The following is a 26,107-nucleotide window of genomic DNA, read 5'->3' as shown; positions in this document are numbered from 1 at the left end:
CTGCGACATTGTCTGTACCGGGGCGTATGCGGGGGCCTCCCACGTCCTTCCTTTCGTCAATCCGATGCGGCCACCGAACACGATGGCCGCTGCCTCATGCCCCCCCGCCATCCGGATGCCGGAGCGCCGCCGCCCCACGCGGCCCGGCGTACACCGCGTCGAGCGCAACGGAAAGCGGCTTTCACCCCACGCGGGAGTATTCTGCGCATTCACCCCACACCTCCCGCATCTACCGAGCATCCCATGACCTCTGCCCAGCGAGTGACGTCACTGCTGATTGCTGCCAGCTTGCTGGCAGCCTGCAATAACCAGGCACCCGAACCCTCCCCCACAGACACTGCGGCGGTTGCGGCAACGGACTCCGCGACCGTGTCCGCCCCCGCCGTGCCGGTTTCGCTGCAGGACTATGTCGCTGCTGCCACAACGCCAGGTGGTAACTGCGCGCTGGATGCTGTAAACGGCGGCCCGTCGGCTGGCACCAGCGTCGCAACCGGAACCCAGGTCTCCATGTCGGGATGGATTGCAGATGCCGCGAACGGCGTACCCGGCGACGCACTGCTGGTGCTGACCGGAACCCCGCGCAGCTACTCGGGAGCCTTGCCTGCGGGCGTAGAGCGTCCTGACGTGGCCGCCGCGCTTTCAAGCGAATCAGCGCGATTGTCCGGTTACAACATCGACGTGTCGCTGCAGGATGTGGAGCCCGGCGACTATGCGCTGACCATCGTGCATGGCAGCACATCGCCCCAGGCCTGCAACCTCGGCAAAGCACTATCGGTCACTCCAGCCACCTGACAGCACGCCAGGGCGTGGTTGCTGCCACGCCCCTTCCGAGTGGTATCTCCCAGGATGACGACGCTGCGTCTGCCGGAAGGGCTCGAGCGCTTGCCCGAGCCCTTCGCCGGAAAAGTCGTACGCATGCGCCTGCTCCGGCTCAGAACATCATCCGCAGCAGTTCGATCTCGCCGTTTTCGAGCCAGTCCCAAAGAACAGCGGCCACGAGCAGCATCGGCAAAAGCGTCGCCGCGCGCACGACGAGGATCGAATGCGCGACGTGGCGCGCGGAGCGGCCGAGCCAGCCGATACGCTGCGCGAAACCCTTCAATCGCCCGACGCGGCCCGCATGGGCGGCCACTTCCGGTTCGCGCCGCATCACGCGCGAGAGCATATCGGCGAGCGCATCGGTGCGGCCGTCATAGTATTTCGCCATGCCGAACGCGAACATCAGCCAGTCGCGGGCCTGCGCCTGCGGCAACGACATCACTTCCAGCGGGTCTTCCTCGAAGTCGATGAAACCGACGCGGCCACTGGCGTCGAGCGTGATGTTGCGCGGCAGCGGCTGACCGAAATAGGCGCCGCGCGCATGCGCATCGGCAATCGCGTCGATCACCGCGGACGTCAGTGCATCGATACGCGCGGCATCGCCATCGGCAGCACGCAACTGCGCGGCGAACGTGTCGCCCAGATTGCTCAGCAACAGCGTGGAGGCGCCCTCACCGAGCACGCGCGGCACGCGCACGCCCTGGGCACCAAGTTCGGCCAGGCGGCGTGCTTCGATCTGCTTGGCTTCGCCGCCACCGGGATGCGGCGGCGGACGCAGCGCGCCGATATCGAGCCCGCGTGCGATCGCATCGAGAATGCCTAGACCGAACTGGCGGCTGTCGCCGTCGGCGTACGCCTTGAGCCAGGCATCGCGCCCGGCCACGACCATGGATTCGACGCCCATGTGGGAGCCTCCGTGTCGTGCGGACGCGAAGTCCGCGAAGTGGAATCACTTGCGGGGCCGACCGGCGCCGCACGCGGGACTCAGTAGCGCAGCAGCGCCGAGCCCCAGGTGAAGCCGCCGCCGAAGGCCTCCAGCAGCAGCAGCTGGCCGCGCTGCACGCGACCCGAACGCACCGCCTCGTCCAGCGCCAGCGGCACCGAGCCCGAGGAGGTGTTGCCGTGCTTGTCGACGGTCACGATGACGCGGTCCATCGACATGTCCAGGCGCTTGGCCGTGGCTTCGATGATGCGCAGGTTGGCCTGGTGCGGGATCAGCCAGTCGATATCGTGGCGATCAAGACCGTTGGCCTCGAGCGTTTCCTCGACCACCGAATCGAGCGCCTTGACCGCGTACTTGAACACGTCGCTGCCGGCCATCTGGATGCGCACGCCGGCGTTGGGTTGGTCGTCGCGGAAGCCCGCGGACACGCCCACAGGATTCCACAGCAACTCCTTCTTCGCGCCGTCGGCATGCAGATGGGTGCTGAGGATGCCGGTCTCGCTGTCGGCCTTGAGGACGACGGCGCCGGCGCCATCGCCGAACAGCACGGCCGTGGTGCGCTCGCTCCAGTCGACCATGCGGGTCAGGGTCTCGGCCCCCACCACCAGCACGGTCTTCGCATCGCCCGAGCGGATGAACTTGTCGCCGATCGAAAGCGCGTAGAGAAAGCCCGAGCAGGCCGCGTTGACGTCGAACGCGCCGCACCCGTTGGCGCCCAGTCGCGCCTGCAGCAGGCAGGCGGTGGACGGAAAGATGATGTCGGGTGTCGTCGTGCCGACGATGATCAGATCGAGATCGGCAGCCGACACGCCGGCCGCCTCCATCGCACGCGTCGCGGCGTGCACGGACAGATCGCTGGTGGTCTCGCCCTCGGCGGCGACATGACGCTCGCGGATGCCGGTGCGCGACGCGATCCACTCATCGCTGGTATCGACGAACTTGGCCAGATCGTCGTTGGTCAGCACCTTTTCAGGCAGGTAGCTGCCGGTACCGGCAATGCGGGAATAGATGCGTTCGCTGGTCATCTGCTGGGCGGCCTTCGCGTCGTGCGCGTGATCGTGAAGCGGCGTCTGTGCCGACGGCAGACGCAGCCGCCCGTCAGGGACGGCAGCTGCGCCAGTGCATCGAGCGCCCGGCGCCGCAGCGCCGGACAGCAGGAATCAATCTTCCTCGACGACGCGCGTCTTCGGCTGGATCACCTGCTTGCCACGATAGTAGCCGTCGGCGGTGATGTGATGACGGATATGGGTCTCACCCGTCGTCGGATCGGTCGACAGCTGCTTCGCGCTCAGCTTGTCGTGCGCGCGACGCATGCCACGACGGGACGGGGTGACGCGGGATTTCTGCACAGCCATGGGAGTTGCTCCAACAGGTTCTAGTTGTTTCGATCTTTCTTCAAACCCGCCAACGCCGCGAACGGGTTGACGCGTGTCTCTTCTTCGGTCGACACCGGCCAGTCGCGTTCGACCGCTTCGGAGCCAGGTGCGACCGGAATCGCGGGTATTGCCAGAATCAGTTCGTCCTCCACCAGCGCCGCCGGCGCCAGCGAGCCGTCGCCCTCGAGCAGCAGCGATTCGTAGTCGGGCAACAGACCGGCCTCTTCCGCTTCGTCGCGGATCAGACCCAGCCGCTGCTCGATATCGAGCGGCAACACGAAGCGCTTGAGCGTCCGCTGACAGATCAGCGGCAACCCGGCCTGCACGCGCAGCAGCGCATACGGCTGCTGCAGCGCGTCGCGACCGAACTCGATCGAGCAGATCACATCGTCGCCATCGGCATCGGCCAGAACTTCGCGCAGGCGCGTCAGGGACGCCAGCGGCAGGCGCCCGTCAAGGCGCATGCTGCTCGCGACCATGCGCCAAGCGTCTACCAACTCGGGCATTTTCGCGGACATAAGCCGCCGAATGTTAAAGAGGTGATGGGGGCCTGTCAAACCGGCGCTGCACGAGGCGGCGCAGCGGTCGACCGGAACCATTGCCGCAGCCGTGTCCTCGCGGGCAGACTGGACCGCCAGCAGGAGCCCAAGGCATGCCACCGATCCCGAGCCTGGCGCTGGCCACCCTGCTGGCGCTCGCCATTGTACTGCTCTGGCGCCATGCCCGGCGGCGGCGCCGCCTGGCGTTCGCGCGCGTCCTCGACGCTGCCGATGCATTCGAGGCCCGGCTGCGGACCGTGCGCGCGCGGCTGGGCACGGCGGGGGGCGATCCGGTGCGCGAGGCGCTCCAGGAAATGCTGCGTCAGCGGTTGTGGCTGCAGCAGCACGGCGGGTCTGCCGATGTGGCCGCCCTGGATGCGATGCGTGTATCGATCGAACAGGCCCAGGCGCGCATCGACCGTCATCTGGCCGACCTGACCTCGGCGATCGAAGGCGGCGTTGCGTGAGCCGGCCGCTGATCCTCGGCTCCACCTCGACATACCGCCGCGACCTGCTCGGGCGTCTGCGCCTGCCCTTCACCTGCGAACGACCGGACGTCGACGAGACGCCGCAGCATGGCGAGCGCCCCGACGCGCTCGCCAGCCGTCTTGCGCTGGCCAAGGCGGTCGACGTCGCGGCGCGCCATCCCGGCGCCTGGGTGATCGGATCGGACCAGGTCGCCACGCTCGACGGGCGGCCGCTTGGAAAGCCCGGCGACCGCGCCACCGCGATCGCCCAGCTGTCGGCGATGTCGGGCCAGAGCGTCATCTTCCATACCGCCCTGGCGATCGTCAGCCACGGCCAGCCGCCGCTGCAGGCGCAGGACCGCACCGAAGTGGTCTTCCGCGAACTCGGGCCTGGCGAGATCGCGCGCTATGTCGACGCCGAGCAGCCGTTCGACTGCGCAGGCAGCTTCAAGTGCGAAGGCCTGGGCATCGCGCTGTTCGATGCGATCCGCAGCGAAGACCCGACCGCACTGATCGGCCTGCCGCTCATCGCGACGGCGCGACTGCTGCGCGTGGCGGGTTACGCCCTGCCCTGATCAGGGCGCAGACGCCGGTCGGGATGGCGCGATCCAGACCGGTTGCTCCGCCCAGCGCTCGACCGAGCCGTCGCCGCCGATGATCTCCATTCCCAGCCAGCGCCGACCCGGCGCCAGCGTCGCGGGATCGATCGTCGCGGTGAATCCGATGCGTGGCTGCGCCGGATCGCGCGACGCCCCGCGCAGGAAACGCTCGGCAACCCACTGATTGGGCAGGCCATAGCGGGCGCGCGCCACGGGCTCACCGTCGATCGTGATGACCACCTCCGCTACCCCGCTGCCGTCCTTGACCGCCCAGCCGCTTACTTCAAACGGCGCATCGACACGCGCTCCGGCGAGCGGCGCGTCGATATGGGCCACCGCCGGCAGCACGCAATCGCCGGTGGCCGCGGGCGCAGCCGCTCCCAGGCGCGCGAGGATGAAACGCTGCGCCCCGCGATCGGCGTTGACCACGCGCGATACCGGCAGCTCGCCCATCCGCGCGCAGACCGCCTGGTAACGCTGGAGCAGTGCACTGAACTTGACGTCGTTGGCACCGATGACCATAAGCGCGGGGCGCCCCTGCAGTTCGTCGCGACCATCGAGCTGGAGATCCCACAGCTGCAGCTGGGGCGCGCGGCCGTGATGGCGATTGAGCGGATGATCGAGCACGCGGATGTTTGCATCGCCGAGCGCGAAGCCCAGCTCGGCGCCGATCTTGAAGTTGTCGGCAATCAGGACCGTGTCGGCCGGCATCGTCGCCAGCTCCTCGCGGACAGCCTCGGCCAGCGTGTCCCAACCGGCGAAGTTGGCGGGATACCACTTCAGGCCGGCGCTGCGCTCGCGCACCGCCGGCTCCGAGACCGCGGCGTAATAGCCCACCACGCCGACGAAGCCGAGCGCCAGCGTGACCCAGGTCGCCACGCGCAACCAGCGTGGCCACGACATCAACACCAGGCCGACCAGCGGCAACAGCGCGAGATACCCGGGCAGAGGCCAGTGGAAACTCGCGCGTTCGGTGTCCGCCACGAAGCCCAGCACGAAGAACGCCAGCAGCAGCAGGCCGCCGCACAGGGCAAGGAACCGCGCTGCGTCGTCGGGTGCGCGGCGCAGACGCCACGCGGCGACCAGCAGCGCCGCAAACAGCAACGGGGTGACCATCACCGCCTGGATCACCAGGAACTGCCAGCCGTCGGCATGCAGCGTCCAGGGATGGCGATCGACCATCTGGAAGCGCAGGCCCGCCTCGGCATTGTCGACGTTCCACACCAGCAACGGGATCCACGCCGCAGCTCCCGCGGCGATGGCGATCCATACCCGGGGATCGCGCAGGGCCTCGCGCCCGTTGGCGATCAGCAGCAGTGCCACCATGCCCACACCGATCACGGCGATAAAGCGATAGTGACTCAGTGCACCGAGCGAGAGTCCCAGCGCGAGCAGCAGCGCGCCGCCATAGGTCACGCCGCGCAGCAGGCGCACGCCGGCGTCCAGGCACAGCATCGTGGCCAGGGCGAGCATCGCATCGGGCAATGCCATCACGCCGAGCGATCCCAGCAACGGCATCAGCAAGGCGGCGCAGCCGGAAATCCAGGCCGCTTCGGTATCGAACTCGCGCGCGGTCAGGCGCACCACCAGCCATGGGACCAGTGCCGAGATCGCTATGAAAGGCAGGCGCACGGCGAGCAGGCCATCGCCGAAGACTTCGGTCCCCAGACGGATCAGCCACGCGGTCAGCCCCGGCAGATCGGAATAGGCCCAGGACGGATGCTGCCCTTCCAGCCAGTAGAACGCTTCGTCGACGAACAGCGGCAGCCGCGCGGCGATCGCCAGTTTCAGCAACACGATCGTCGACCAGAGCACGACGAACACCGTGCGCATCTGCATCCGCATTGAACCTGACCTCGCTACACTCCGGGGGGACCGCCGCAGGAGCTCCGAATGCCCGATCCGACGACGCCCGCCATGCTAACCGACGCGCGACGCGACGCTCTGTCGTTGGCCATCGCCCAGGTCAACCAGCTGGTGCTGGGCAAGCCGACCGCGGTGACGATGAGCTTCGTCGCGCTGCTTGCCGACGGCCATATCCTGATCGAGGACCTGCCCGGCCTTGGCAAGACCACGCTGGCGCACGCGATCGCCGCGACCGTCGGCCTGGAATTCCAGCGCGTGCAGTTCACCTCCGATCTGTTGCCGTCGGATGTCGTCGGGGTTTCGGTTTACGAGGGAAGCGCGCGGCGCTTCGAGTTCCACGGTGGGCCGGTCTTCACCAACGTGCTGCTTGCCGACGAGATCAACCGCGCGCCGCCCCGCACGCAGAGCGCGCTGCTCGAGGCCATGGCCGAGCAGCAGGTCACCGTCGATGGCACCACGCATTCGCTGCCGGATCCGTTCTTCGTCATCGCCACGCAGAACCCGGTGGATCTTTCGGGGACCTATCCGCTGCCGGATTCGCAACTCGACCGCTTCCTGCTGCGGCTCACGCTCGGCTATCCCGACCGCGACGCCGAACGTGCGCTGCTTGCCGGCAGCGACCGCCGCGCGCTGATCGCCGAGGCCCTGCCGCGGCTCGGCGCGGACGACCTGCGCGCCCTGCGCGACGCGGTGACCGCGATCCACGCCAGCCCGGCACTGATCGACTACGTGCAGGCGCTGCTCACACGCAGCCGCCAGCATCCGGGCGTACGGGTGGGGCTGTCGCCGCGGGCCGGGCTGGCGCTGCTGCGCGCGTCGCGGGCGCTGGCACTGCTGAAGGCCCGTGATCACGTCGTGCCCGAGGACGTGCAGACCCTGTTTCCGCTGATCGCCAGCCATCGCCTCGTGGCCGAGGCCGATGCCGGCGGCGGCGACTTGGCGGCGTCGATCCTGCAGGCGGTCCCGGTCGACTGATGCCCGCCCTCACCGGCCTGCTCCGCCGCATCCAGGGCTGGGTGCGCCCGCGGCATCCCGAACCCTTGCCGGTCCGCCTCGAGCGTCGGCGCATCTACATCCTGCCCACCGGCTTCGGTGCGTTCGTCGCCGCGCTGCTCGGGACCATGGCGATCGGCGCCCTCAACTACAACAACAACCCGGCGTTGCTGCTGTGCCTGCTGCTGGTCGGCGCGGCGCTGGCGAGCCTGCTGTGGACCCAGTTGCAGCTCAGCGCCATGGAAGTGCGGGCCATACAGGGCGAGCCGGTCGCCGCGGGCCTGCCGATGCCCCTGCACGTCCATGTCGAGGCGCCGCCGGGACGCGAACGGCGCGGACTGCGGGTCGATATCGAAGGCTCGGCCGCGACGCTGTCGCTCGACGACACCGGCGGCGAGGCCACGGTCGCACTGGCGACGGTGCGGCGCGGCTGGCTGACCCCGCCGCGTCTGCGCATCAGCACGTCGCGTCCGCTGGGACTGGCACGCGCCTGGTCCTGGGTGTGGCCGCAGACGCGCTTTCTGGTCTATCCCGCGCCCGAGCCCGTCGGACCGCCGCTGCCATCGAACGGTGGCGACGCAGCCGAGCCCCGGCTCGACCCGGCCGGCGAGGAACTGCATCACCTGCGCGACTGGCGCAGTGGCGATGCACCGCGGACGATCGCGTGGAAGGCCTCCGCGCGCCGGGACGTGCTGATCGTGCGCGAGCTCGAACGCCCCCGCGGAGACGATGTCACGCTCGACTGGAGACGGCTCGGCGGCCTCGACCACGAAGCGCGGATCCGCCGCCTCGCGCGCTGGGTCGACGAAGCCGAGCGCCAGGCCCTGCGCTACCGGCTGCAGTTGCCCGGCGCGCAGCCGATCGGCCCCGACCGCGGCGCCGCGCATCGCCATGCCTGCCTGCGCGCGTTGGCACTGCTGCCGGAGGCTGGCTGATGGCCCGCCATGGCCTGCCGCTCGATGGGCCCGGGCGCCGCGCGGCGCTGCTGGCGGCGTCCACATGCCTGTTGCCGTTGCTGCTGCAGCTGCCGATGCCGCTGCCGGTGATCATCGCCGGCGCCGCCATGACCGCAGCACTGATGGCAACGCGGGGCGCGGCACCCGGGTGGCTGCGGACCGTTCTCGCGCTCGCGGTCTTTGGCGTGGTTGTCGCCCAGGGAGGGCTGCACCTCGGCCGCGACACCGCCTGCGCCCTGCTCGCCGGCATGCTGGCGATCAAACCGTTGGAGCTGCGGACCGTCCGCGATGCCCGCAGCCTGCTCGGGTTCGCCCTGTTCGCGCCGTTCGCGACCTTCCTGCTGGACCAGGGACCGGTGTCGCTGGTCCTCGGACTGCTCGGCGCCGCTCTCGTGCTTGCCGCACTGCTGCGCCTGTCGGAGCAGGAGTCGGGACTGCCGGCGGGGGATGTGCGCCCGCTTGCCCGCTTGAGCGCCGTCATGCGCCTGATCGCGATCGGACTGCCCCTTGCGCTCGCCGCGTTCTGGCTGTTCCCGCGTCTGGCCACGCCGCTGTGGGGTCTGCCCGACCTGTCGACCGCGCGACCCGGGCTGTCGGACGAGATGTCGCCGGGCGACTGGATCGACCTGCTCGCCGACGACGCCCCTGCCCTGCGTGCCAGCTTCCGAGGCCCGGAACCCGCGCCGCGCGACATGTACTGGCGCGGTCCGACGCTGATGCACTACGACGGACGCACGTGGACCGCCTCGTCGTGGCTGCGTGCGGCGCCGCCGGCGCCGGTGGAACACGGCGCGACGGTGTGGGACTACGACCTTGCGCTGGAGCCCACCGAGCGCAACCTGCTGGTGGCGCTCGAGATGCCGCTGGCGTTGCCCGACGGCATGCGCGCCGCGCACGAGCACACGCTGACCAGCGAGCGCAAGCTGGACCGGGTGACGCGGTGGCAGCTGCGTTCCGCGCCGCCGGTACGCTTCGAGGCCGACCTGCCCGCTGCCATGCGGCAGCTCGCGCTGCAGTTGCCGGAGGGCTTCAATCCGCGCACGCGTGCGCTTGCCCGGCAGTGGCGCGCCGAAACCGCGGACGACGGCGCCCTGGTCGAGCGCGCCCTGGCCTGGATCCGCAGCGACTTCGCCTACACGCTCACCACGCCGCTGGCCGGCCGGCACGCGGTGGACGAATTCCTGTTCGAGCAGCGCGCCGGCTTCTGCGAACATTTCAGTTCAGCGTTTGCGATTCTGATGCGCGAAGCCGGCATCCCTGCCCGCGTGGTCACCGGCTATACCGGGGGCGTCCGCAACCGCTATGGCAACTACTGGATCGTGCGGCGCATGGATGCCCATGCATGGAATGAGGTCTGGCTCGAGGGGCGCGGCTGGGTACGCGTGGATCCGACCGCCGCCGTCGCGCCGGAACGCATCTACGACACGCTCGCCGACCGCCTCGGCGGCGGCGGTGCGGGCGAGACAGTGCTGCCGATCGCGGACCTGGGGGACTGGGTGCTGCGCGGCTGGAACGACTTCGTGCTCGGCTTCGATGCCGCCCGCCAGCAGCGCATGCTCCAGCGGGTGGGCCTGGAGCGCATGGAAACCGGCGGGCTGGCGGCGCTGTTCGCACTGTGCGCGGCGCTTGCGCTGGGCTGGATGACTTGGTGGATCGCACGCAGCGAGTACGAGCGCGACCCGCTGCTGCGCGCCTGGCATCGGCTCGACCGTCGCTACGCGCGCCGCGGCCTGGGCCGCGCCCGCCACGAGCCGGCACTCGCCTGGGCGGAGCGGGTACTCGCCGCGCATCCGGGCGAGCACGCGCTGCTTGCCCTCACCCGCCGCTTCGTCGCGGCCCGCTACGCTCCGGCGTCGTCGGACGCCACGCTGATCACGGCGCTGCGCGCGCACCGTCCCACCCCGGAGACCCGCCAATGACTGCCCGCCTCCTCACCGTGCTCACCGCCACCTTGGCGTTGGCCGCCTGCGCCTCGCAGCCCAAACCGTTGCGGGGCGAGTACGTCGAAACGCTGACGCCCCACAACGCCATCCTTGGTGACTACACCGGCGCGGCGGTGCGCTGGGGCGGCGTCATCCTGCAGCTCGAGCCCGGGCCGGACGTCACCTGCTTCGAGATGATGGCCACGCGACTGACCGCGGGCGGGCGACCCTACTGGACCAGCAACGACACCCGTGGCCGGTTCATCGCCTGCCGCCCCGGGTTCTATGACCCGGCAGTGTTCACCGTCAATCGGGAAGTCACCTTTACCGGCCGGATCGCGGGCTACGACACCCGCCGGATCGGCGAGTACGACTACCGCTTCCCGCGCATCGATGCCGACGTCGTCTATCTGTGGCCGGTACGCGAGCGGGTCGAGGTCATCACCCGACCGGCGCCGTGGCCATGGTGGGGCTACTGGTAAGCCGCACCGGCTTCGTTCACACACGCGGCCGGGTTGGCGCCAACCGTCAGGCTGCCGGCGTGCCGAAGCGCCCGAGCGGCGCGCCCGCCAGCAGATGCAGGTGGATCTGGAACACCGTCTGGCCGCCGTCACCGTTGCAGTTCATCACGATGCGGTAGCCGTCCTGCGCGAACCCTTCGGCCTTGGCGTACTGCGCCGCGGCGACTGCGAGGCGGCCGACGATCTCCGGCGCATCGGCCGGCACGTCGTTGAGCGTGGCGAAGTCCTGCTTGGGCACGAACAGCACATGGACCGGCGCCTGCGGCGCGATGTCGCGGAACGCGATCACGTTCGCATCCTCGAACACGATGTCGGCAGGAATCTCGCGGCGGATGATCTTGTGGAAGAGGGTCGGCATGGGAGGCTCCGGATGCGGCCGCGCACTGCGGCCCGAGGTCAGGTCACTTCGGCGCGGCTGCCGAAGGCGTGCGACAGCGTGCCCCGGTCGACGTATTCCAGCTCGCCGCCGAGCGGCAGGCCGTGCGCGGGTCGACTCGGCCGCACGCCGTGCTGGCGCGCGATCTGCGCGAGGAAGTGCGCGGTCGCCTCACCTTCAACCGTGGGATTGGTCGCGATGATCAGTTCGCGCACCTCGCCTTCGGCCAGGCGCGCGCCGAGCAGGTCCAGGCCCAGCTCGCCCGGCCCGATCCCGTCGAGCGGACTCAGCCGGCCCTGCAGCACGAAATAGAAACCGCGGTAGCCGGTCGCCTGCTCGATCGCGAGCCGGTCGGCAGGCGTTTCCACGACGCACAGCGTCTGCACGTCGCGCGCCGCGCTTGCGCAGGTCGGGCAGACCGGCGTCTCGCTGAAGTCACGGCAGCGCTGGCAGTGGCCGATCTTCTCGACCGCCTCGGCAAGTACCGCAGCCAGCCGCGCGCCGCCCTCGCGCCCGCGCTCGAGCACGTGGTAGGCCATGCGCTGCGCGGATTTCTGCCCGACACCGGGCAGCACGCGCAGCGCGTCGATCAGCTGTTCGAGCAGCGGCACGCGGGCTCCGTCGGCTGGATGCGGATCAGAACGGCAGCTTCATGCCGGGCGGCAGCGGCATGCCCGCCGTCGCACCCGCCATCCGCGCCTTGGACTCCTCGTCGATCTTGTTCGAGGCATCGTTGAAGGCTGCGGCGATCAGGTCCTCGGTCATCTCCGGGTCCGACAGCACCGAAGGATCGATGCGCACCTTGCGGCACTCCTTGTTGCCGGTCAGGGTGACAGCGACCATGCCGCCGCCCGCGCTGCCCTCGACCTCGAGGCTGGCGAGCTCCTGCTGCACGCGCTGCATGTTCTCCTGCATCTTCTGCGCCTGCTGCATCAACTGGGCGATGTTTCCACGCATCATTGGAATCCTTGTTCGTCGTAGGGGCGGATGGAGTCCGGAACCAGCTTCGCGCCCTGTTGCGACATCAGGCGCTGCACGTCCGGATCGGAAAGAAAACTGGACTCGGCCGACGACTGTCGCGACTCGCGCGCACGCGCATTGCGCTCGTGCAACGTCGGTGCGACCTCGCTCGCGGCGATGGCCGTCTCGAAGCGAATCTGCGGCGCCCCACCGAGTGGACCGGCAAGGGCCTCGCACAGCTGATGGACCATGATCGGCGCCTTCAGGTGAGCGTCGGACTCGGGCAGCGCGAGGCGCAGGACCGCGCCTTCGAGCGCGACGAACGCGACACTCGCCGCAAGTTCACGCACCGGGCCACGCAACGGCAGCTCGGCGACGAGGTCGAGCCAGCCATCGGCATCGAGCGAGCGCAACGTCGTGCTGGCCGCAGGCGCGGACACGGCCTGGGGGCGTGACGCGGCGCGCTCACGCGGCTCGGGGTGCGCAGTGGCAGCGGCGGGCGTCGGCGCCATTTCCACGACGACCTTTGCGACGGGGCGCGCAACCGGCGCCGGTTCCGGCTCGGGCCTGCGGGCCGGTACGGCGTCGGCGACGTGGCTAGAGTGCGATGCCGCCTGCGCGCCGAGTGCCGCGCGCGCAGCGGCCGGTCCGGTGGCCCGCGACACGCCACCGCTTGCGGGTGTTGTTGCCGCGCCTTCCGCCGGACGGAATGCGAGCATCCGCAGCACGGTCATCTCGAAACCGGCGCGCGGGCTCGGCGCAAGACCGATGTCGCGGCGGCCGTTGAGCGCCATCTGGTACCAGAGCTGCACGACTTCCGGACGCACGGCCGAGGCGATCGCATCGATGTCGATCCCTTCGCCCTGGACTGCGACTTCGGGCACCAGCTGCCGCACCTGGATCCGGTGCAGCGCTTCGGAGACCGCATCGAGCACGCCGCCCCAGTCGGGCGAGAATTCCGCCAGCGTGGCGACCTCCCCAAGCAGGGCGTTGCCATCACCTTCGGCGAGCGCCGACAGCAAGGCACCGACCCGCGTGCGATCGACGCTGCCGAGCATTGTCGCCACGGCAGCGTCGCCGAGCGCACCACCCTCGCCGCCCGCGCCGGTGTAGGCGATGGCCTGGTCGAGCAGCGACAGCCCGTCACGCAAGCTGCCATCGGCAGCCTTCGACAGCTGCCGGATCGCACCCGGCTCTACCGCAATTCCCTCCGCTTCGAGGATCCGGGTCATCTGGCCCTGGATCTGCTGCTCGTCGAGGCGCTTGAGGTTGAACTGCAGGCAGCGCGACAGCACGGTCACCGGCAGCTTCTGCGGATCGGTCGTGGCCAGCAGGAACTTCACGTGGCCCGGCGGCTCCTCCAGCGTCTTGAGCAGCGCGTTGAACGCCGACTTCGACAGCATGTGGACTTCGTCTATCAGGTAGACCTTCACCCGGCCGCGCGAGGGCATGTACTGCGCGTTGTCGATCAGCTCGCGCACGTCGTCGACACCGGTATTGCTGGCAGCGTCGATCTCGAGCAGGTCGATATAGCGGCCGGCGTCGATCGCGCGGCAGGTCTCGCACTCGCCGCAGGGATCGGACGAAGTGCCGGCCTCGCAGTTCAGGCTCTTGGCGAAGATGCGCGCGATCGTGGTCTTGCCGACCCCGCGGGTGCCGGTGAACAGGAAGGCGTGGTGCACGCGCCCGGTCTCCAGCGCATTGGTCAGCGCACGGACCACGTGCTCCTGCCCGACGAGTTCGGCGAACCGCTTCGGGCGCCACTTCCGGGCGAGGACGAGATAGGACATCGCCCTATTCTGCCACGGCCCAAAACGTTCCTTGTGACTGCTCGCGTCGGCGGATAGAATGGCCGGCCCGCGTCGCCTCGGCGTCGCAACGCAGCGCCCGGCGCTGCACGGGTTCCAGTTCAGGAGAGGTGTCCGAGTGGTTGAAGGAGCACGCCTGGAAAGTGTGTAAGCGTCTAAACCGCGCTTCGGGGGTTCGAATCCCCCTCTCTCCGCCAGACCAAGATAAGCCCTTGATTTTCAAGGGCTTTTTCTTTGGATTCGGAATTTCTGATGGGACACCGGCTGGGACACAGCCGATGCGAATTCCGCACTACCTCATCAAGAATGCCTCAGGCCGCTTCGTCTTTCGCCTGCGCGTGCCGAGCCGCCTTCAAGTCCTGCTCGGCCGCAAGGTCGTCAAGCATGCGCTGCGCACGCAGTGCGATCGCGCGGCCCAGCAGCACGCGCTGATCTTGGCCGAGCGCTATGCTCGGGCCTTCGAGCATTTCGGGTGGCAGCGGATGCCGCGGGGACCAAGCATTGAGGACATCTTGGCGAATGTGGCCGAGGGTGGTCTGTCGCGATACGAAATCGACCTGGCCTCGGGCCGCGTCCAGGCACGGACGCCGAGGACCATCGCCGCGCGATGGAAGCGCACGCCCTGATCGAACGGATTGATCACCTGCGCCAGCCGAGCGCCGCTCTGTCTGCGCCAGCCCCCCCCGCCTGCCGCGGCGCCAATTGCGCAGCCTGCCGTGGCCGAGCCGCTGAGGATGAAGCAGGCCAAGCCGGCGTGGCTGCGCTCGATCGCATCTAGCACGACCAAGAAGACCCTCAGCATCAAGACGGCCGCAATCGATCTGGTGCGCTTATTGGCGAGAAGCGCCAGCTCCACACGCTCGCGCGCCCCGATCTCGCGAAGTGGTATCAGTTCCTCCGGGACGACGGGATTGCGACCCCAACTCTGACGAACAAGCAGAGCTACATCGGCGGCAAACACGGCTTCTTCGCGTGGGCAATGGCCTCGGCCACTACCCGCCCGGGGACAACCCCGCGAAGGGGCACGTGTCCTACACCGCCAACGAGAAGCGCAAACGCAAAAAATTCGGATTCAAGGCTTTCACTCGCGAGGAAGTCGGGATCCTCTTCGCCCCCGAGAACTTCGGGACGCTTCCCCTCCACACCCGCTGGCCCTGCCTCTTGGGCCTCTACACCGGCGCCCGGGTCCCCGAAATTGGCCAGCTCCGCGTGCTCGACGTCATGGAGCTCGCCGGCGTGCCGTGCCTGAGTTTTTCGGATGAGGGCGAGCACCAGAGCCTCAAATCCGTGTCGAGCCGCCGCGTCGTGCCGATCCACCCGCGCCTCTTGGACCTTGGCTTCCTGGACTATGTGAAGACCATGGTCCTCCAGAATGGGCGCGACCTCTTCCCGAACGGCAAGGAAGACGCCGTCAACGGCCGGGGCAGCTGGATCACCAAGGCGATGGGGAACTATCTCGCCAAGGTCGGACCAGGATGGCCAAAGGCCAAGCGCGGCTTCCACTCATTTCGAAAGAGCGTGAAGAGCTGCGAGGGGCAGGTGTCGCGTCTGAAATGCGCGCGCAGCTTGTGGGCCATGAGCTCGATGACGAGCACCACGCGGTTTACTCCCGCGAGTTCACCCCGCGCGAGAAGCCGAGTGGCGTGCGCTCAGCGGAGTTCTCGTCGCTTGGACTGAGCGCGCTGGACTACCAACCGCGCATCGAGATCACCTGATCTCCCACCCTAAGTAGCCTTCGCACTCGCAGGTCCTCGCATTCTGGCAATCCCTCACTTGAATCCTCGGTGGCCGTGCTCGTCGACTGCGATAACGTCCCGCCCGACATTGTCGACCACGCGCTTTTAATGGGCGCGCAGTTTGGGCGTGTGGTACTTCGCCGGGCCTACGGGAACACCGGGACATTAGCGAGTCGCTGGCAAGAGGTGCTTGTGCGCCAAGCCTTCACGCCTTGCCTCCAGTATCAATACGCATCCAAGAAAAACACGGCAGACATCGCTCTGCGATACGTCAGATCACGCTAAAGCTGCCTTCTATGCATGGGCGAAAAGCGGTAGAAAAGTCATGCCGCCAAAGCGCCTGTGGCGCGCATTTTGTGGCCGGATGCTGGCGTCAAGAAAGAATGCCATCGAAAAAGACTGGATGCTCGAAGGAACGAGGCTCGCGCACGATGTCTGCGTGGTTGACCATGCGCTCTTTGAGCAGCGCCTGATTGATTGGATCGAGCAACGCTCGCACCTTCGCTTGGCCGACGCGCACAGCAGCCCTCCGCCGCGACCTCAGCGCCAGTGCGCCTGTAGGGCAGACTCTCTAGAGGCTCTCCGCGGCGGCCATGTGTCGGCCGCGGACGGGCGCCTTGCCACCTTGGAGCAGAAACGCTCGGGGCAGCTTTTGATCCGATCAGAACAGGCTTTTCGCAAACTGGTAAGCGATACGGTTGATCGGATACCGATGCGCGTTGAGGGCGTTGAGCTTCTCAAGCAGTGCGCAGCCCTTTTGAACATCGATGCCCGCATGACGCAGCTCAGCAGCCAGTCCCGCTTGGGGACCGCCATGTCCACCACATCCTGACAAGAAGGTTACGAGGCTTCCAGGATCCTGCTCGAGCAGCCGAAGCAAGGCTCCAATCTTGCCCTGCGCGCCTCTCTTCGCGAACAGGTCGGCAATTCCTGACACCGCCGTCAGAATATAGCTACGTCGCCGCGCTCAATTCAGCAGCTGCATTTTTGCAAGATCAGCGTAGAGACCGCCGCGTTCAATCAACTCACAATGCGTGCCTTGCGCGACGACGCGCCCACTATCAAGCACGACGATGCGATCTGCTTTGATCACAGTCGCCAGCCGATGCGCGATGATAACCGTGGTTCGACCCTTCCTGAGCGTTTCGAACGCTTCTTGCACAACGCGTTCGCTTTGAGAATCGAGCGCCGATGTCGCTTCATCAAGAAGCAATATAGGGGCATCGCGCAGAAGAGCCCGCGCGATGGCGACGCGCTGCTGTTGACCGCCTGAGAGCTTCGCGCCTCGCTCACCGATCACTTCGTCCAGCCCTCGCGGAAAAGCCAGCGCGAACTCCGAAACATGCGCGAGATCGGCAGCACGGCGCACCTCATCATCACTCGCGTCAAGTCGGCCATAGCGAATATTTTCCCGGATCGTGTCCGCGAATATGCCTGGATGCTGTGAGACCAACGCCGTCCGACCTCGCAGATTGCTGCTCGCCACACTTCGGATATCAACGCCATCTATCATGACCCGCCCGTCATCCGGATCATAGAATCTGAGAAGAAGACTGAGAAGGGTGCTTTTTCCTGCGCCAGAGGGGCCAACAATAGCCACAGTCTCGCCAGCCGAAACACGCACTGAAAGATCTTTCAACACTGACGCATCGGGACGGGTTGGATAGGCGAATGAAACATTCTCGATACTGATATCAAGGCCTTCCCGAACGTCCAGCGAGGGGGTGGTCGGAACCGTCGGCTCACGCACGCATTCGCGTTCATCCAAAATCTCAGAGAGGCGGCTCATCCCCCCTGCGGCGCGCTGGAGGTCGGCCCAAACCTCACCAAGCGCAGCAACGGCCGTGCCGGCGAAGAACGCGTAGAGCATGAATTGACTGAGTTCACCCGCAGTGATCCGACCTGCGCCTACGTCATGCGCGCCGATCCACAGCACGGTGATGAGGGTCCCGAAGACAGCAGCCATGCCCACGCCAGTCAGGCCGCCCTGTAGCGCGACTCTCGACCGTGCGGCCTCCACTGCGCTCCCGAGCGCTGACGAGAACCGGCGAACTTCCCAGGTTTCGCGAGCGTAGGCGCGGACGGTTCGAATTTCAGCCAATGTCTCCACAGCAACCGCATTCGACTCCGCAATACGGTCCTGACTCGCCGTGGATGCCTGCCCAAGCAGCTTGCCGCCGATCAGAAGAGGCGCTACGCAAAGCGGGATGCAGACCAGGGTGATAATTGTCAGTCGCGGACTTGTTGCAAGCAGCAGGCCGACGCTCCCAAAAAGCATGACGGCGTTGCGCGCGGCGACCGGCAAGCTGGCGCTGAGGACGCTTCGCACAAGCTCAGTATCAGCTGTCAGACGCGAAATCAGTTCACCGCTCGTCCGTCGATCGAAAAACGCCTGATCCAGATGGATCAGGTGAGCGTAAAAGTGTCGCCGGAGCCCTGCAATTGCACGCTCGCCCAAAAGCACGATGCAGTAAAAGCGCAAACCAGTCGCCGCGGCCAAGAATAGTGCAACCCCTAGCAATGCGGTGAAGGCCGGGTTGATCTGAGACGCCTCTTCAAAACCTGTATCGACGACGCGTCTAATCGCGGCAGGAATGCTGAGCATCGCGCCGGTGGAGGCGAAAAGCGTCAGAAGCCAGCCCACGAGAAGTGCGCGATGCTCGGTAATGAACGGCGCAAGCCGCGCCAGATCCAAAACCTTGTAGCGTGGCCGCGATCTATCGACATCGATCTTGGGCCGAACCTCCTCCGATTCCGCGTTCTGCCCAGGCACGTTCTGCTTGCCGCCGTCCCCCGGCAGATCAGCATTCGCCGCACCCATCGATCCGCGATGCATAGGCGCCACCTGGGAACGATGATCAGTCACAGAACTTCGCTTTTGCCAAGGCGATTTCACGCACGAACTCCGGATCCGCATCAGGTCGCGCCACTACCTCGTTCAGCACAACACGAAGACCCGGACACGGGCTATCCGTATAGCCTGGCGGCCAAAAGCCCAAAAACCGCGACACTTCTCGCACCACGTCCTCGATCGCAACCTGCTCTCGCATGCGAAACCGCTCACGCGTTGCAGTGCGCCGAAGCGCTGGATCTCGATCCCATGGCTGACGCTCGGCGTAAACGATCGGCGCGGCTTGAACCGAATTGAGCAGTGAAGCGGCAGACACCCGGGGGCTGTCGCTTCGAGGCGGATTCGCCTGCTCAGAACCCCGCGGCACATCGACAACGATGACGTCCACGCTGGGGGGGCTTTGGCGCACGGCTGCTTGCCTCGCGCGCGTATAAACCGAAGGGGCGTCCAAAGGCTCGCTCGGCTCAGCGCGCTGATCCGAGGCGAGCTCCTCCGGGCGCAGCCGGACCACATAGACAACTTCAAGCGCTCGAGCTGCAGTCTCGCCCGACCGGCCGGACGAGAGCAGGTCCAGATTATTGAGGATTACGAACACGCCGATGTAAAGCAGGCAGGTGCCACCAAGGGCAAACGTTTTGATCCACCGATCATTCACCCGCGCAGCTCTTCGATGCTTCTAGCAGTGGATGCCAGTTAGAGAGTCTCACTCACCCCCGCCTGGCGCGTGCACAGTGAACCCCCTCCGTTCAAGCTCAGCGAGCACACCGCCCTCCTCCAGCACGCGCGCAACAGGCAAGGTTGCGAAGATCGTATTGTGCCCAGAGAGCGCTTGATCAAGCTCGGCAAACCACTTCTGCGTAACGGCCGCATTGACATCGGTAATTCCCGCCTGAGCGGCGAGCTTCGTGCTTGCGAGAACTTGCGTGCAGGCGGCGCGATCGTTGATATGCGTCATGGAGCGCAGTGCTGCTACGTCGCCATCTGCCCAGGCATTTGCACGCTCCGCCATGTTCTGGAGATCTGAATCAAGCCGCTCCATCGTGCGCACGAGGCAGTCCCGATCGTTTAGATTTCCAGCATTGAGCTCTGCGAGCACTTCACGTGGGTTCTCGACGACAATCCGCATCGTGGTGGGGATGATCTCAATACCCGCATCCCGCGCGATCTCTTTGACGACCGGTTGGATGAGATCTTGGCTGACGAGCCCAACCCGCTTGATCGCGGCGTCCGAGAGTTCCGTCGCGGCATTGACAGGCCTGAGCCGCTCAACCGAACGATCTCGGCCGATGTAGGTTTGCTTGAGGCGAGACCACTGGGCGTACTGGTCCGGCGTCAGGATGTCCGACAGCTGCTTGCCATCGGGATTTCGCCGAAGCTTGCGGTAGGCCGGCAGTGCCAAAGCACCTTGGATGAGGCCCACGTTCGTGCCGACAGAAATCCCGGGCGGCCCCAAGATCACGTCGGCCCCTGCAATCTGCTCTCGCACAGCATCAGCGTGCCAGATCAGACCGCGAGGCACTGGGGTCAAGGTGCCCATGATCAGCAGCGTCTTCTCGCCCTTGACGGCTCGCCACAGACCCGGTGCAGGCCGAGCGCCGCTCACAAGCACGACGTCCAGATCCACCACATCCCCATCGTCCTGGGCCAACGCGTGATCCGATAAAGCCAATGCAGTCGTAAGCACGGCGAGCAACATGATGTGTCTAATCACAAGATTTTCCCTGAGTGCGCGCATTGTTGCGCGCTTAATCGACGAAAATAGGAGCGCTCAAATCAACGCGCACCCGTGGGTCGGACGAAAACATACCCAAGTACTCGCCAAGCTTGTCTTTCGGGATGAATGGGAGGGGAGGTGGCGAGTTGAAGTGATCCCGTACGTACTGCCACGGAAGCACATCTCGACCGATAAGCTCATCGAACTGCCCGAAGATGCGCCGCGTGACCTTGTAGTCGCAATGCGATTGGACGACACGGTCAGCTGCGAACTCGAATGGCTCGTCGAAGATAACTCGGCCGAACTGCGAGTTGAAACACCCACCCTTCACGAACTTGGAGACCATGGGCAGAATGGCCGAATTGGTCATGCGCGCCAGCGACGCCGTTCCCAGCGCAACGCTTCGCGACCGAGAGAGAAATTCGACTTCGAACGTATCTTCTATATTGTCGAAGACATCCGGCATGATAATGACAAGCTCCCCCCTTCGAAGGGCCCTGATAGCACGAACCAGCCCATTTCGGTTGTTGAATATGACATTCACCGAATCCTTCCCGCCATACATTTTCTCGCAAAAATCGGCGAAATCCTGATTTGCGCCATGTTTCTCAGGCGGATCAAAGAATATGTTAACGACCTTGCGCCCGGCCACGTAATCCGATATCGCTGCTATCGCCACCAGGAAGTGCCCATAATGCGGCGTCGCGACCAAAAGCCCCATAGGCTGCTCAAGTGCCTCATCGAGCGCTGCATAAGAGGACTGATCGTGGGACCTCAAAAATTTCAAGACCTCCGTCTCGTCCGCGCGAAGCGCCTCGGTCATCGCGGCCCATTGAACGCATTTCCACTTGTAGAACTCGCCAATTGAAACGCCCTGGAACTGGCAAGAAGCGTCCAGTGATTTGTAAGAGCCCGATGAAAATCGGATATCCAGCGCTCGCTCGACAAGGCTGTTCCGACGCTTGATCAGACCAAAAATTCCCGAGAGCGCGACTAGCGCCCGGTACCGAAAAGTAGCCATACTAGGTCCCTGATATCAAAAGCGGCGCAGCGCCCCGTCTGCCTATGGCGAAAGCCGCGCGATCTGCGCGCGTGCATCGAAGATCGGCCGCAGCAGTTCGGCGCTCATATCCTCTCCGCCACTGTCCTCGCAAGAAGCCATCGCGATGGAGGCATAGACCCGAAGGCGACGCTTCGCAGCGGCTATTCGATAAGCAGGCCGCCGAAACTCTTGTAGATCGGCCGCGCGCCACTCTTCGCCGAGCTTCGCGCAGATGTCCAGGTATCGAGAAATCTGAGCAAGAACATGTTCCGCATCGCCATAGCCGCGCGTCCCGTCATCTTCGTCCCCGGACGCTTCGTGGCTCATTTGGAAGAGCGGCAACTGATGCCGCGCCGCGGCGACGCGCTCGAACGCCGAGTAGAACTCCAGTTCGCCGCGCCTGCTAACCAGAATCGAAGCAAACTCGGGCGAAACAAGCTGATCTGTGAAAGACAGCACGCGCAGGCTGCGGCGCTCGGCGTCGACGAACTTCAAGAAGCGAGAGGGAGAAAGCACGTCCCCTTCTGCCAGGTCATGGATCGACTTTGCAAAGAACGCAGCGTCGCCAACGATCAAAATTTCGTCAGAGGATCGGCGCGCGGCAAGCGCTTCCCGCATAAGCTTGGGCGTGCTGGGCACCAGATAAATGCCCGGACGCGCGAAGGCAACGCTCGAGCGGCTTTCGGAATCGGATTTCTGCAGAACGCTCAATGTAAGGGCTCCATCCCATCGCGCTTTCGCACTGCGTGAACCATCAAAGGGGCACCCCTCCAACCGCAAGCGATCGCCGCAAGAGCAACACGCCGAGAACAGAGTTCTCGGCGTGCGCGCTGCTAGTAAATCAGGCCCACTCGCAACGCGAGACTTCGCAGGTGATGTTTTCACCGTCGGCACCGGCAATCTGCACCAGGCTGTCCAACGAATCGACGACCGACGAGCCAATCTGCATGGCGTTGCCAACCTGGTCGGCGATCATGATTACTTCGTTCATTTATCTACTCCTTGATAATCCATGCGCCCACCATGGGCGCGTCACATGGTTTCCCCGGGTGAAGGAAAAGTCAACATCCTTCGGCGCTAGGTATTTTCCTACAACCGGCCAAGGCAATTCGCGACAATCTAGTTAGCGACGCGAGAGTTCCTCAACTCGGCTTTCGAAGTCGCCCCTGTATTGCGCGCCGTGACACTTTTCCTCCATTCGCTGGCGCTCACGCCTCGTGCAAGGCTCTCTTAGAGCACCAACTGCTCCGAGCAGGTGGCCGGCGATTCGGGATCGATACGCAAGATCGTGTTGGATGGACTTCTCCGTAGGAGCCCACGATTGGTCAAACCGAGTCGGCTCCGCTCCCTTCTCTTCCGGCCGCTCCCAAGGAACATCTTCTTTCAGCCCAGGCGAGGCGAAGGAGATCGACTCTCGCAGCGTCAGATCAAGCATTGGCACGCGCTCACCCGCTTCCGGTGAGTGTGAATCCGTTCCCATCAGGTCGACGGTCGCAGTTGAAGCCTCCCTCTTCGGGAGTTGATGCGGAACTTCACTGGCCGCGACGCTCTCACGCGGACTCGCGGTTTTCGGCACGACTTGCACGGACGCTTTCGGCACCGCCACGTGGCCATCCGGCATCCGGGCATCAACCCAGTACACGACTTGAAGCGCCGCCGGCGATTCAGGCGCCTTGATCGGCGACCATGCAGCGTGGTAGAGGCCCGCCCCAATCAATGCGTTTAGCAGGAGCGCCGTGCCCGCCGCCCACCAAATATCTGCTGCTGCATTGTCCTCGCGCTTTGACATCGCTCGCTCAGTATCGGGCCGCCGCTTGGCTCGACCGCCCGGCCACCGCCATTTGAGGCGACGCAGCGACTAGGCTGTTCAACAGCAACCAGCTCCCGGGATTCTGCGCGATCTGCGCCTCGAGGATCCCACCCACGACGCCGACAAGCTGCCGCAGGCCCGCTTCTCCTGTGATCTGAGTTCCGATTTCAAGCGGCTCTTCGATCTTGATCTCCATCGACTCCATGCTGAGGCGAGCCTGTGCGGGCAATAGCACCGCCCGCGTTCTCATCGCCATGCTCAGCATGGCTGATGCCATTGAGCGATTTCGCCCGAAAAGCAAATAGTGCAATGCCCCGCGCCCCTGGTAGACGAAGTCGGGATAGGTACAAAACACCCCGCCAGTGCTGAGCACTCGAAGAATTTGGCGCACACCATCCATACCTTGGCTTGCGAATACTGGGGGAGGATCTATCCACGGATAAGTGGCCGCACTCACACCTTCCCCAAAGAAGACAACCTCTCTGCCAGGAAAGCACTTGGAAACCGCAGCAATGGCATCGGACGTGCACACCTGCATGGGCATAACAATCAGCACGCCATGCTCCTTCACCTCGGAAAGCCACTCCCGCCCCTCGACCTGAAAGTGTATTGCCTCGCCCTGCTCGCACTGCCATCTCGCTTCGCGAGCTATAGCAGTAAGCTTGTGCGCGTAGGCGTCCTCAGTTCGCGCGCCAGATGCGCCCCCAACAGCGGCCAGAGCCAACTCGATTATCGAGTTCTCAGCATTGCCCGAGTCCGAGGCCAGGCTGCTCGCAACGCATGCAATCGCATCATCCGAAAAGCCGGCCAGCAAGGCGCGTCCAGCGGGATGCGCCAAAGAGCGGCTCCAATGGGAAAAGGCATCCGGCGAAGCACTCATCGGGCGGTCACAGAATTCAGGTAGCGGAGCACGCGCGAGGGGTCTGACGAGAAATCCTGGGCGATCGACTTGTATGCGAACTGCGCGAGTGCGCAGTGCAGAAGCGACTTGTCGTTGAGATCTTGTCCGTAGGCAAGACATGTCCCGCCGCAGAGTGCATACCAAGGACAGCTGCCGCACTCAGGCGCATCTGAAAGATCACGCGATCTAAGCGCTTCGAAAATGGGGCCTGCACGGACGGAGGCAAGATCGGTGTCGCGCACGTTTCCCGCTTCCCCGCAGGGATGAGACCGGTCGATGCAATCGCACCCCTGCCAAGTTCCATCTGCGGAGATGGAGGCCAGTTCACGACCCGCGCCGCACTTTGAGCGCAGACACATGTAGCCGCCCGCGCCATAGAGGAAGTTGTAAAGATATTTCAGAACAGGCCGTACCGCGAAGCCATCAAACTGGCCATCCAGCGCTGATTCGTAGAGCGATTTCCAGCCTTCCAGCAATGTCCCAAGGTCAAATGCAAATGCAGAACTCGAGCCCATAGTGCCTCGGCCGGAGGGTTGAAACAGCGTCCAGTCCCATGCGCGTATCCGAAGACTCTTGACGTAGTGCGCGACCTCTACCAAATGACCGACATTCGCGGAAGTGATGGTCGAGATCGCGCCACACTTTGACACGAACTCAGGCCACTCCTCGATGTGCGTCTGCATGATAGAATGGCTGCCGCGACCGCGATGAGTGACGCGGTAACGATCATTGATCTCAGGTGGTCCATCAATCGATATGCCCCATGCGATTGCGTGATCCGAAGAGAACTGGACGATGCGATCGTTGAGCTTCGTGAGATTGGTCTGACCACCAAATGACACCGAGTAGCCACGGCGATCCGCCTCACGCTCGGCGAACTCGACAAGACTCTCGATCAGCGGCCACACCAAGGTCGGCTCGCCGCCGTGCAGAATGATCTGCAGCGTTCCCCCGCACACATCGAAAGCCTGCGATATCGCGCGCTCAAAGGCACTGCGATCGGCAACTGTCGCTTTGTGGATTGGATCATAGTCGTAGCAGTACAGGCACCCAAGATTGCAGGCACTCGTCAGCTTCAGTATCAGCATGCTGAGCGGCCCGTCTGGTTGCTCAGCAACCTCCTCACCTAGGCCTGCGTCGCGAAGCGTCCGCTCGACATCAAGGTCATTCCGGCGTTCCAGATTGCCCAGGTACTTCTTGATACGGCCAGCCGTTTCCACCTGCGAAAGTAGCCACCGTCCCGACATGCGGTCGATCACGAGCGTCTCGTCTTTGAGCGCCACCAACTTGATGTCACGCGCGCGCAGCGCTGGCTTCACGCCGCGGCGTCGCGGCTCCGCCAAATCGATCAGCATCCTAGTTCCTTCTAAGATCAGTCCGTGTTTCAAAATCAAACATATGCGCGCGCAGTCGCGCCTGCTATCGACTGCGCGGCTGCGACCGAGCACACTTCAAGCGCTGTCCATGAGATCCCCGGCTGAACCACCAGCCGGGGACTTACAACTTAGCGCGCCTGCTGTTCGCTATCGCCGCAGAAGCGATCCCACCACGCAGCCTGGCCGTGTGGTCCAACCTGGAGCGAGGAGCCGGCAATCGAGTCGATCGTGCGCACGCCCGGGAGAATGTCTCCCGAGGCCGGAGCTTCGAAAGGCAGGGCTGCGTTGGCGGAAGCCATTATCGGCTCGGGGATCAGCGTTTTCATAGGATTATCCTTTTTCCATAGCTGCGAAATCGCAGCACGCAGAACGCTATCCAACCCACAAAGAGCAAGTCAAGATTATTTTTACGCAGCTCTTTGAATCCGCTCCACGCTTAAAGTTGACCTCAAATCAATCGCTACAACGGCTCATGCATCATGACCCTCCGAGAAGGAGGCGCGAGGTGAGACATCTATCCGTTGAATCGTAG

30 protein-coding genes and 1 tRNA gene are annotated in these 26,107 nt (G+C 65.1%); 11 read left to right on the top strand and 20 right to left on the bottom strand.

The genetic code is table 11. The features are described 5' to 3' along the window. The first annotated feature begins 243 nt into the window (after nt 1-243). The gene (locus EGK76_RS08340; RefSeq protein ID WP_123832304.1) at nt 244-792 is read left to right on the top strand and encodes a hypothetical protein; all 549 of its coding nucleotides are present in this window, start codon (nt 244-246) and stop codon (nt 790-792) included. Between the two features lie 139 nt (nt 793-931). On the opposite strand, the gene EGK76_RS08335 is transcribed toward EGK76_RS08340, so the two are convergent. From EGK76_RS08335 to EGK76_RS08320, 4 genes are all read right to left on the bottom strand, one after another. After that, entirely contained in the window at nt 932-1,723 is a 792-nt protein-coding gene (locus EGK76_RS08335) for a serine/threonine protein phosphatase (RefSeq protein ID WP_123832303.1), read from the bottom strand. An 80-nt stretch (nt 1,724-1,803) separates the two neighbouring features. Then, nucleotides 1,804-2,787: a beta-ketoacyl-ACP synthase III gene (locus EGK76_RS08330; RefSeq protein WP_096297745.1), complete on the bottom strand. Its 984-nt coding sequence runs from the start codon at nt 2,785-2,787 to the stop codon at nt 1,804-1,806. Between the two features lie 135 nt (nt 2,788-2,922). Next, nucleotides 2,923-3,117: a 50S ribosomal protein L32 gene (rpmF, locus tag EGK76_RS08325; RefSeq protein ID WP_096297743.1), complete on the bottom strand. Its 195-nt coding sequence runs from the start codon at nt 3,115-3,117 to the stop codon at nt 2,923-2,925. Nucleotides 3,118-3,137: 20 nt separating this feature from the next. After that, entirely contained in the window at nt 3,138-3,656 is a 519-nt protein-coding gene (locus EGK76_RS08320) for a YceD family protein (protein ID WP_096297741.1), read from the bottom strand. Between the two features lie 134 nt (nt 3,657-3,790). Between EGK76_RS08320 and EGK76_RS08315 the strand changes: the two genes are divergently transcribed. Beyond that, entirely contained in the window at nt 3,791-4,144 is a 354-nt protein-coding gene (locus tag EGK76_RS08315) for a hypothetical protein (RefSeq protein ID WP_123832302.1), read from the top strand. Beyond that, nucleotides 4,141-4,719: a Maf family nucleotide pyrophosphatase gene (locus EGK76_RS08310; RefSeq protein ID WP_123832301.1), complete on the top strand. Its 579-nt coding sequence runs from the start codon at nt 4,141-4,143 to the stop codon at nt 4,717-4,719. Before EGK76_RS08315 ends, EGK76_RS08310 begins: the two co-directional genes overlap by 4 nt. Here EGK76_RS08310 and EGK76_RS08305 read toward each other — a convergent pair whose 3' ends face one another. Continuing rightward, complete coding sequence (locus tag EGK76_RS08305; RefSeq protein ID WP_233580228.1) at nt 4,720-6,582, bottom strand: glycosyltransferase family 39 protein; 1,863 nt, start codon at nt 6,580-6,582, stop codon at nt 4,720-4,722. A 54-nt stretch (nt 6,583-6,636) separates the two neighbouring features. On the opposite strand from EGK76_RS08305, the gene EGK76_RS08300 reads away from it, so the two are divergent. The 4 genes from EGK76_RS08300 to EGK76_RS08285 are packed head-to-tail and all read left to right on the top strand — an operon-like array spanning nt 6,637 to nt 10,962. After that, nucleotides 6,637-7,584 carry a MoxR family ATPase gene (locus tag EGK76_RS08300; RefSeq protein WP_123832299.1) on the top strand — a complete coding sequence of 316 codons (948 nt, stop codon included), beginning with the start codon at nt 6,637-6,639 and terminating at the stop codon, nt 7,582-7,584. Then, nucleotides 7,581-8,537, top strand: a complete 957-nt coding sequence (locus EGK76_RS08295; RefSeq protein WP_179948240.1) for a DUF58 domain-containing protein — start codon at nt 7,581-7,583, stop codon at nt 8,535-8,537. The genes EGK76_RS08300 and EGK76_RS08295 overlap by 4 nt, the downstream gene beginning before the upstream one ends. Further along, entirely contained in the window at nt 8,537-10,477 is a 1,941-nt protein-coding gene (locus EGK76_RS08290; protein ID WP_179948158.1) for a DUF3488 and transglutaminase-like domain-containing protein, read from the top strand. Before EGK76_RS08295 ends, EGK76_RS08290 begins: the two co-directional genes overlap by 1 nt. Further along, the gene (locus tag EGK76_RS08285) at nt 10,474-10,962 is read left to right on the top strand and encodes a Slp family lipoprotein (protein WP_096297729.1); all 489 of its coding nucleotides are present in this window, start codon (nt 10,474-10,476) and stop codon (nt 10,960-10,962) included. The genes EGK76_RS08290 and EGK76_RS08285 overlap by 4 nt, the downstream gene beginning before the upstream one ends. Nucleotides 10,963-11,008: 46 nt before the next feature. On the opposite strand, the gene EGK76_RS08280 is transcribed toward EGK76_RS08285, so the two are convergent. The 4 genes from EGK76_RS08280 to dnaX are packed head-to-tail and all read right to left on the bottom strand — an operon-like array spanning nt 11,009 to nt 14,127. Continuing rightward, entirely contained in the window at nt 11,009-11,359 is a 351-nt protein-coding gene (locus EGK76_RS08280) for a histidine triad nucleotide-binding protein (RefSeq protein ID WP_123832298.1), read from the bottom strand. 38 nt (nt 11,360-11,397) lie between these two features. After that, nucleotides 11,398-11,988: a recombination mediator RecR gene (gene recR, locus EGK76_RS08275; RefSeq protein WP_096297725.1), complete on the bottom strand. Its 591-nt coding sequence runs from the start codon at nt 11,986-11,988 to the stop codon at nt 11,398-11,400. 25 nt (nt 11,989-12,013) lie between these two features. Continuing rightward, the gene (locus tag EGK76_RS08270) at nt 12,014-12,334 is read right to left on the bottom strand and encodes a YbaB/EbfC family nucleoid-associated protein (RefSeq protein WP_233580227.1); all 321 of its coding nucleotides are present in this window, start codon (nt 12,332-12,334) and stop codon (nt 12,014-12,016) included. Continuing rightward, entirely contained in the window at nt 12,334-14,127 is a 1,794-nt protein-coding gene (gene dnaX / locus EGK76_RS08265; protein WP_123832296.1) for a DNA polymerase III subunit gamma/tau, read from the bottom strand. The genes EGK76_RS08270 and dnaX overlap by 1 nt, the downstream gene beginning before the upstream one ends. Before the next feature lie 122 nt (nt 14,128-14,249). Between dnaX and EGK76_RS08260 the strand changes: the two genes are divergently transcribed. The 4 genes from EGK76_RS08260 (at nt 14,250) to EGK76_RS15785 (ending at nt 16,166) form a co-directional block, all read left to right on the top strand. Then, nucleotides 14,250-14,342 (top strand) — tRNA-Ser (locus EGK76_RS08260). Nucleotides 14,343-14,423: 81 nt separating this feature from the next. Next, nucleotides 14,424-14,771: a DUF6538 domain-containing protein gene (locus tag EGK76_RS08255; RefSeq protein WP_148087427.1), complete on the top strand. Its 348-nt coding sequence runs from the start codon at nt 14,424-14,426 to the stop codon at nt 14,769-14,771. A gap of 400 nt (nt 14,772-15,171) precedes the next feature. Further along, nucleotides 15,172-15,822 (top strand): site-specific integrase, encoded by a 651-nt coding sequence (locus EGK76_RS08250; RefSeq protein ID WP_123832294.1) that lies wholly within the window; start codon nt 15,172-15,174, stop codon nt 15,820-15,822. Nucleotides 15,823-15,929: 107 nt separating this feature from the next. Then, nucleotides 15,930-16,166: an NYN domain-containing protein gene (locus EGK76_RS15785; protein ID WP_343205621.1), complete on the top strand. Its 237-nt coding sequence runs from the start codon at nt 15,930-15,932 to the stop codon at nt 16,164-16,166. Nucleotides 16,167-16,542: 376 nt separating this feature from the next. Here EGK76_RS15785 and EGK76_RS08240 read toward each other — a convergent pair whose 3' ends face one another. The 11 genes from EGK76_RS08240 to EGK76_RS08195 form a co-directional block, all read right to left on the bottom strand. Further along, the gene (locus EGK76_RS08240; protein WP_123832293.1) at nt 16,543-16,818 is read right to left on the bottom strand and encodes a hypothetical protein; all 276 of its coding nucleotides are present in this window, start codon (nt 16,816-16,818) and stop codon (nt 16,543-16,545) included. Nucleotides 16,819-16,848: 30 nt separating this feature from the next. After that, on the bottom strand, nt 16,849-18,777 hold the full coding sequence (locus EGK76_RS08235) for an ABC transporter transmembrane domain-containing protein (protein ID WP_233580226.1): 1,929 nt from the start codon (nt 18,775-18,777) through the stop codon (nt 16,849-16,851). After that, nucleotides 18,740-19,387, bottom strand: a complete 648-nt coding sequence (locus tag EGK76_RS08230) for a hypothetical protein (protein WP_123832292.1) — start codon at nt 19,385-19,387, stop codon at nt 18,740-18,742. The genes EGK76_RS08235 and EGK76_RS08230 overlap by 38 nt, the downstream gene beginning before the upstream one ends. Before the next feature lie 48 nt (nt 19,388-19,435). After that, nucleotides 19,436-20,467 carry a TraB/GumN family protein gene (locus EGK76_RS08225; protein WP_123832291.1) on the bottom strand — a complete coding sequence of 344 codons (1,032 nt, stop codon included), beginning with the start codon at nt 20,465-20,467 and terminating at the stop codon, nt 19,436-19,438. Nucleotides 20,468-20,477: 10 nt separating this feature from the next. Beyond that, on the bottom strand, nt 20,478-21,467 hold the full coding sequence (locus tag EGK76_RS08220) for a hypothetical protein (RefSeq protein ID WP_123832290.1): 990 nt from the start codon (nt 21,465-21,467) through the stop codon (nt 20,478-20,480). A 42-nt stretch (nt 21,468-21,509) separates the two neighbouring features. After that, nucleotides 21,510-22,199 (bottom strand): hypothetical protein, encoded by a 690-nt coding sequence (locus EGK76_RS08215; RefSeq protein WP_123832289.1) that lies wholly within the window; start codon nt 22,197-22,199, stop codon nt 21,510-21,512. A gap of 130 nt (nt 22,200-22,329) precedes the next feature. Beyond that, nucleotides 22,330-22,479 carry a hypothetical protein gene (locus EGK76_RS15380; protein ID WP_158613471.1) on the bottom strand — a complete coding sequence of 50 codons (150 nt, stop codon included), beginning with the start codon at nt 22,477-22,479 and terminating at the stop codon, nt 22,330-22,332. 132 nt (nt 22,480-22,611) lie between these two features. After that, entirely contained in the window at nt 22,612-23,277 is a 666-nt protein-coding gene (locus EGK76_RS08210; RefSeq protein WP_123832288.1) for a hypothetical protein, read from the bottom strand. Nucleotides 23,278-23,284: 7 nt separating this feature from the next. Next, nucleotides 23,285-24,178, bottom strand: coding sequence for a hypothetical protein (locus tag EGK76_RS08205; RefSeq protein WP_158613470.1), 894 nt, complete (start codon nt 24,176-24,178; stop codon nt 23,285-23,287). Then, entirely contained in the window at nt 24,175-25,554 is a 1,380-nt protein-coding gene (locus EGK76_RS08200) for a radical SAM protein (RefSeq protein ID WP_123832286.1), read from the bottom strand. Before EGK76_RS08200 ends, EGK76_RS08205 begins: the two co-directional genes overlap by 4 nt. Nucleotides 25,555-25,703: 149 nt before the next feature. Then, nucleotides 25,704-25,901 (bottom strand): hypothetical protein, encoded by a 198-nt coding sequence (locus EGK76_RS08195; protein ID WP_123832285.1) that lies wholly within the window; start codon nt 25,899-25,901, stop codon nt 25,704-25,706. Nucleotides 25,902-26,107: the final 206 nt, after the last annotated feature.

This window comes from Luteimonas sp. 100069 (assembly GCF_003813845.1).
Lineage (GTDB): Bacteria > Pseudomonadota > Gammaproteobacteria > Xanthomonadales > Xanthomonadaceae > Luteimonas > Luteimonas chenhongjianii.
The sequence above is the reverse complement of the archived record's forward strand: the minus strand, read 5'-3'. Positions and strand labels throughout refer to the sequence as shown.

Bases quoted from the DNA above. Each gene is read 5' to 3' on its own strand.
- EGK76_RS08340 (WP_123832304.1), top strand. From the start codon at position 244: ATGACCTCTGCCCAGCGAGTGACGTCACTGCTGATTGCTGCCAGCTTG.
- EGK76_RS08335 (WP_123832303.1), bottom strand. From the start codon at position 1,723: ATGGGCGTCGAATCCATGGTCGTGGCCGGGCGCGATGCCTGGCTCAAG.
- EGK76_RS08330 (WP_096297745.1), bottom strand. From the start codon at position 2,787: ATGACCAGCGAACGCATCTATTCCCGCATTGCCGGTACCGGCAGCTAC.
- rpmF (WP_096297743.1), bottom strand. From the start codon at position 3,117: ATGGCTGTGCAGAAATCCCGCGTCACCCCGTCCCGTCGTGGCATGCGT.
- EGK76_RS08320 (WP_096297741.1), bottom strand. From the start codon at position 3,656: ATGTCCGCGAAAATGCCCGAGTTGGTAGACGCTTGGCGCATGGTCGCG.
- EGK76_RS08315 (WP_123832302.1), top strand. From the start codon at position 3,791: ATGCCACCGATCCCGAGCCTGGCGCTGGCCACCCTGCTGGCGCTCGCC.
- EGK76_RS08305 (WP_233580228.1), bottom strand. From the start codon at position 6,582: ATGCAGATGCGCACGGTGTTCGTCGTGCTCTGGTCGACGATCGTGTTG.
- EGK76_RS08300 (WP_123832299.1), top strand. From the start codon at position 6,637: ATGCCCGATCCGACGACGCCCGCCATGCTAACCGACGCGCGACGCGAC.
- EGK76_RS08290 (WP_179948158.1), top strand. From the start codon at position 8,537: ATGGCCCGCCATGGCCTGCCGCTCGATGGGCCCGGGCGCCGCGCGGCG.
- EGK76_RS08285 (WP_096297729.1), top strand. From the start codon at position 10,474: ATGACTGCCCGCCTCCTCACCGTGCTCACCGCCACCTTGGCGTTGGCC.
- EGK76_RS08280 (WP_123832298.1), bottom strand. From the start codon at position 11,359: ATGCCGACCCTCTTCCACAAGATCATCCGCCGCGAGATTCCTGCCGAC.
- EGK76_RS08270 (WP_233580227.1), bottom strand. From the start codon at position 12,334: ATGCGTGGAAACATCGCCCAGTTGATGCAGCAGGCGCAGAAGATGCAG.
- dnaX (WP_123832296.1), bottom strand. From the start codon at position 14,127: ATGTCCTATCTCGTCCTCGCCCGGAAGTGGCGCCCGAAGCGGTTCGCC.
- EGK76_RS08255 (WP_148087427.1), top strand. From the start codon at position 14,424: ATGCGAATTCCGCACTACCTCATCAAGAATGCCTCAGGCCGCTTCGTC.
- EGK76_RS08225 (WP_123832291.1), bottom strand. From the start codon at position 20,467: ATGCGCGCACTCAGGGAAAATCTTGTGATTAGACACATCATGTTGCTC.
- EGK76_RS08220 (WP_123832290.1), bottom strand. From the start codon at position 21,467: ATGGCTACTTTTCGGTACCGGGCGCTAGTCGCGCTCTCGGGAATTTTT.
- EGK76_RS15380 (WP_158613471.1), bottom strand. From the start codon at position 22,479: ATGAACGAAGTAATCATGATCGCCGACCAGGTTGGCAACGCCATGCAG.
- EGK76_RS08210 (WP_123832288.1), bottom strand. From the start codon at position 23,277: ATGTCAAAGCGCGAGGACAATGCAGCAGCAGATATTTGGTGGGCGGCG.
- EGK76_RS08205 (WP_158613470.1), bottom strand. From the start codon at position 24,178: ATGAGTGCTTCGCCGGATGCCTTTTCCCATTGGAGCCGCTCTTTGGCG.
- EGK76_RS08200 (WP_123832286.1), bottom strand. From the start codon at position 25,554: ATGCTGATCGATTTGGCGGAGCCGCGACGCCGCGGCGTGAAGCCAGCG.
- EGK76_RS08195 (WP_123832285.1), bottom strand. From the start codon at position 25,901: ATGAAAACGCTGATCCCCGAGCCGATAATGGCTTCCGCCAACGCAGCC.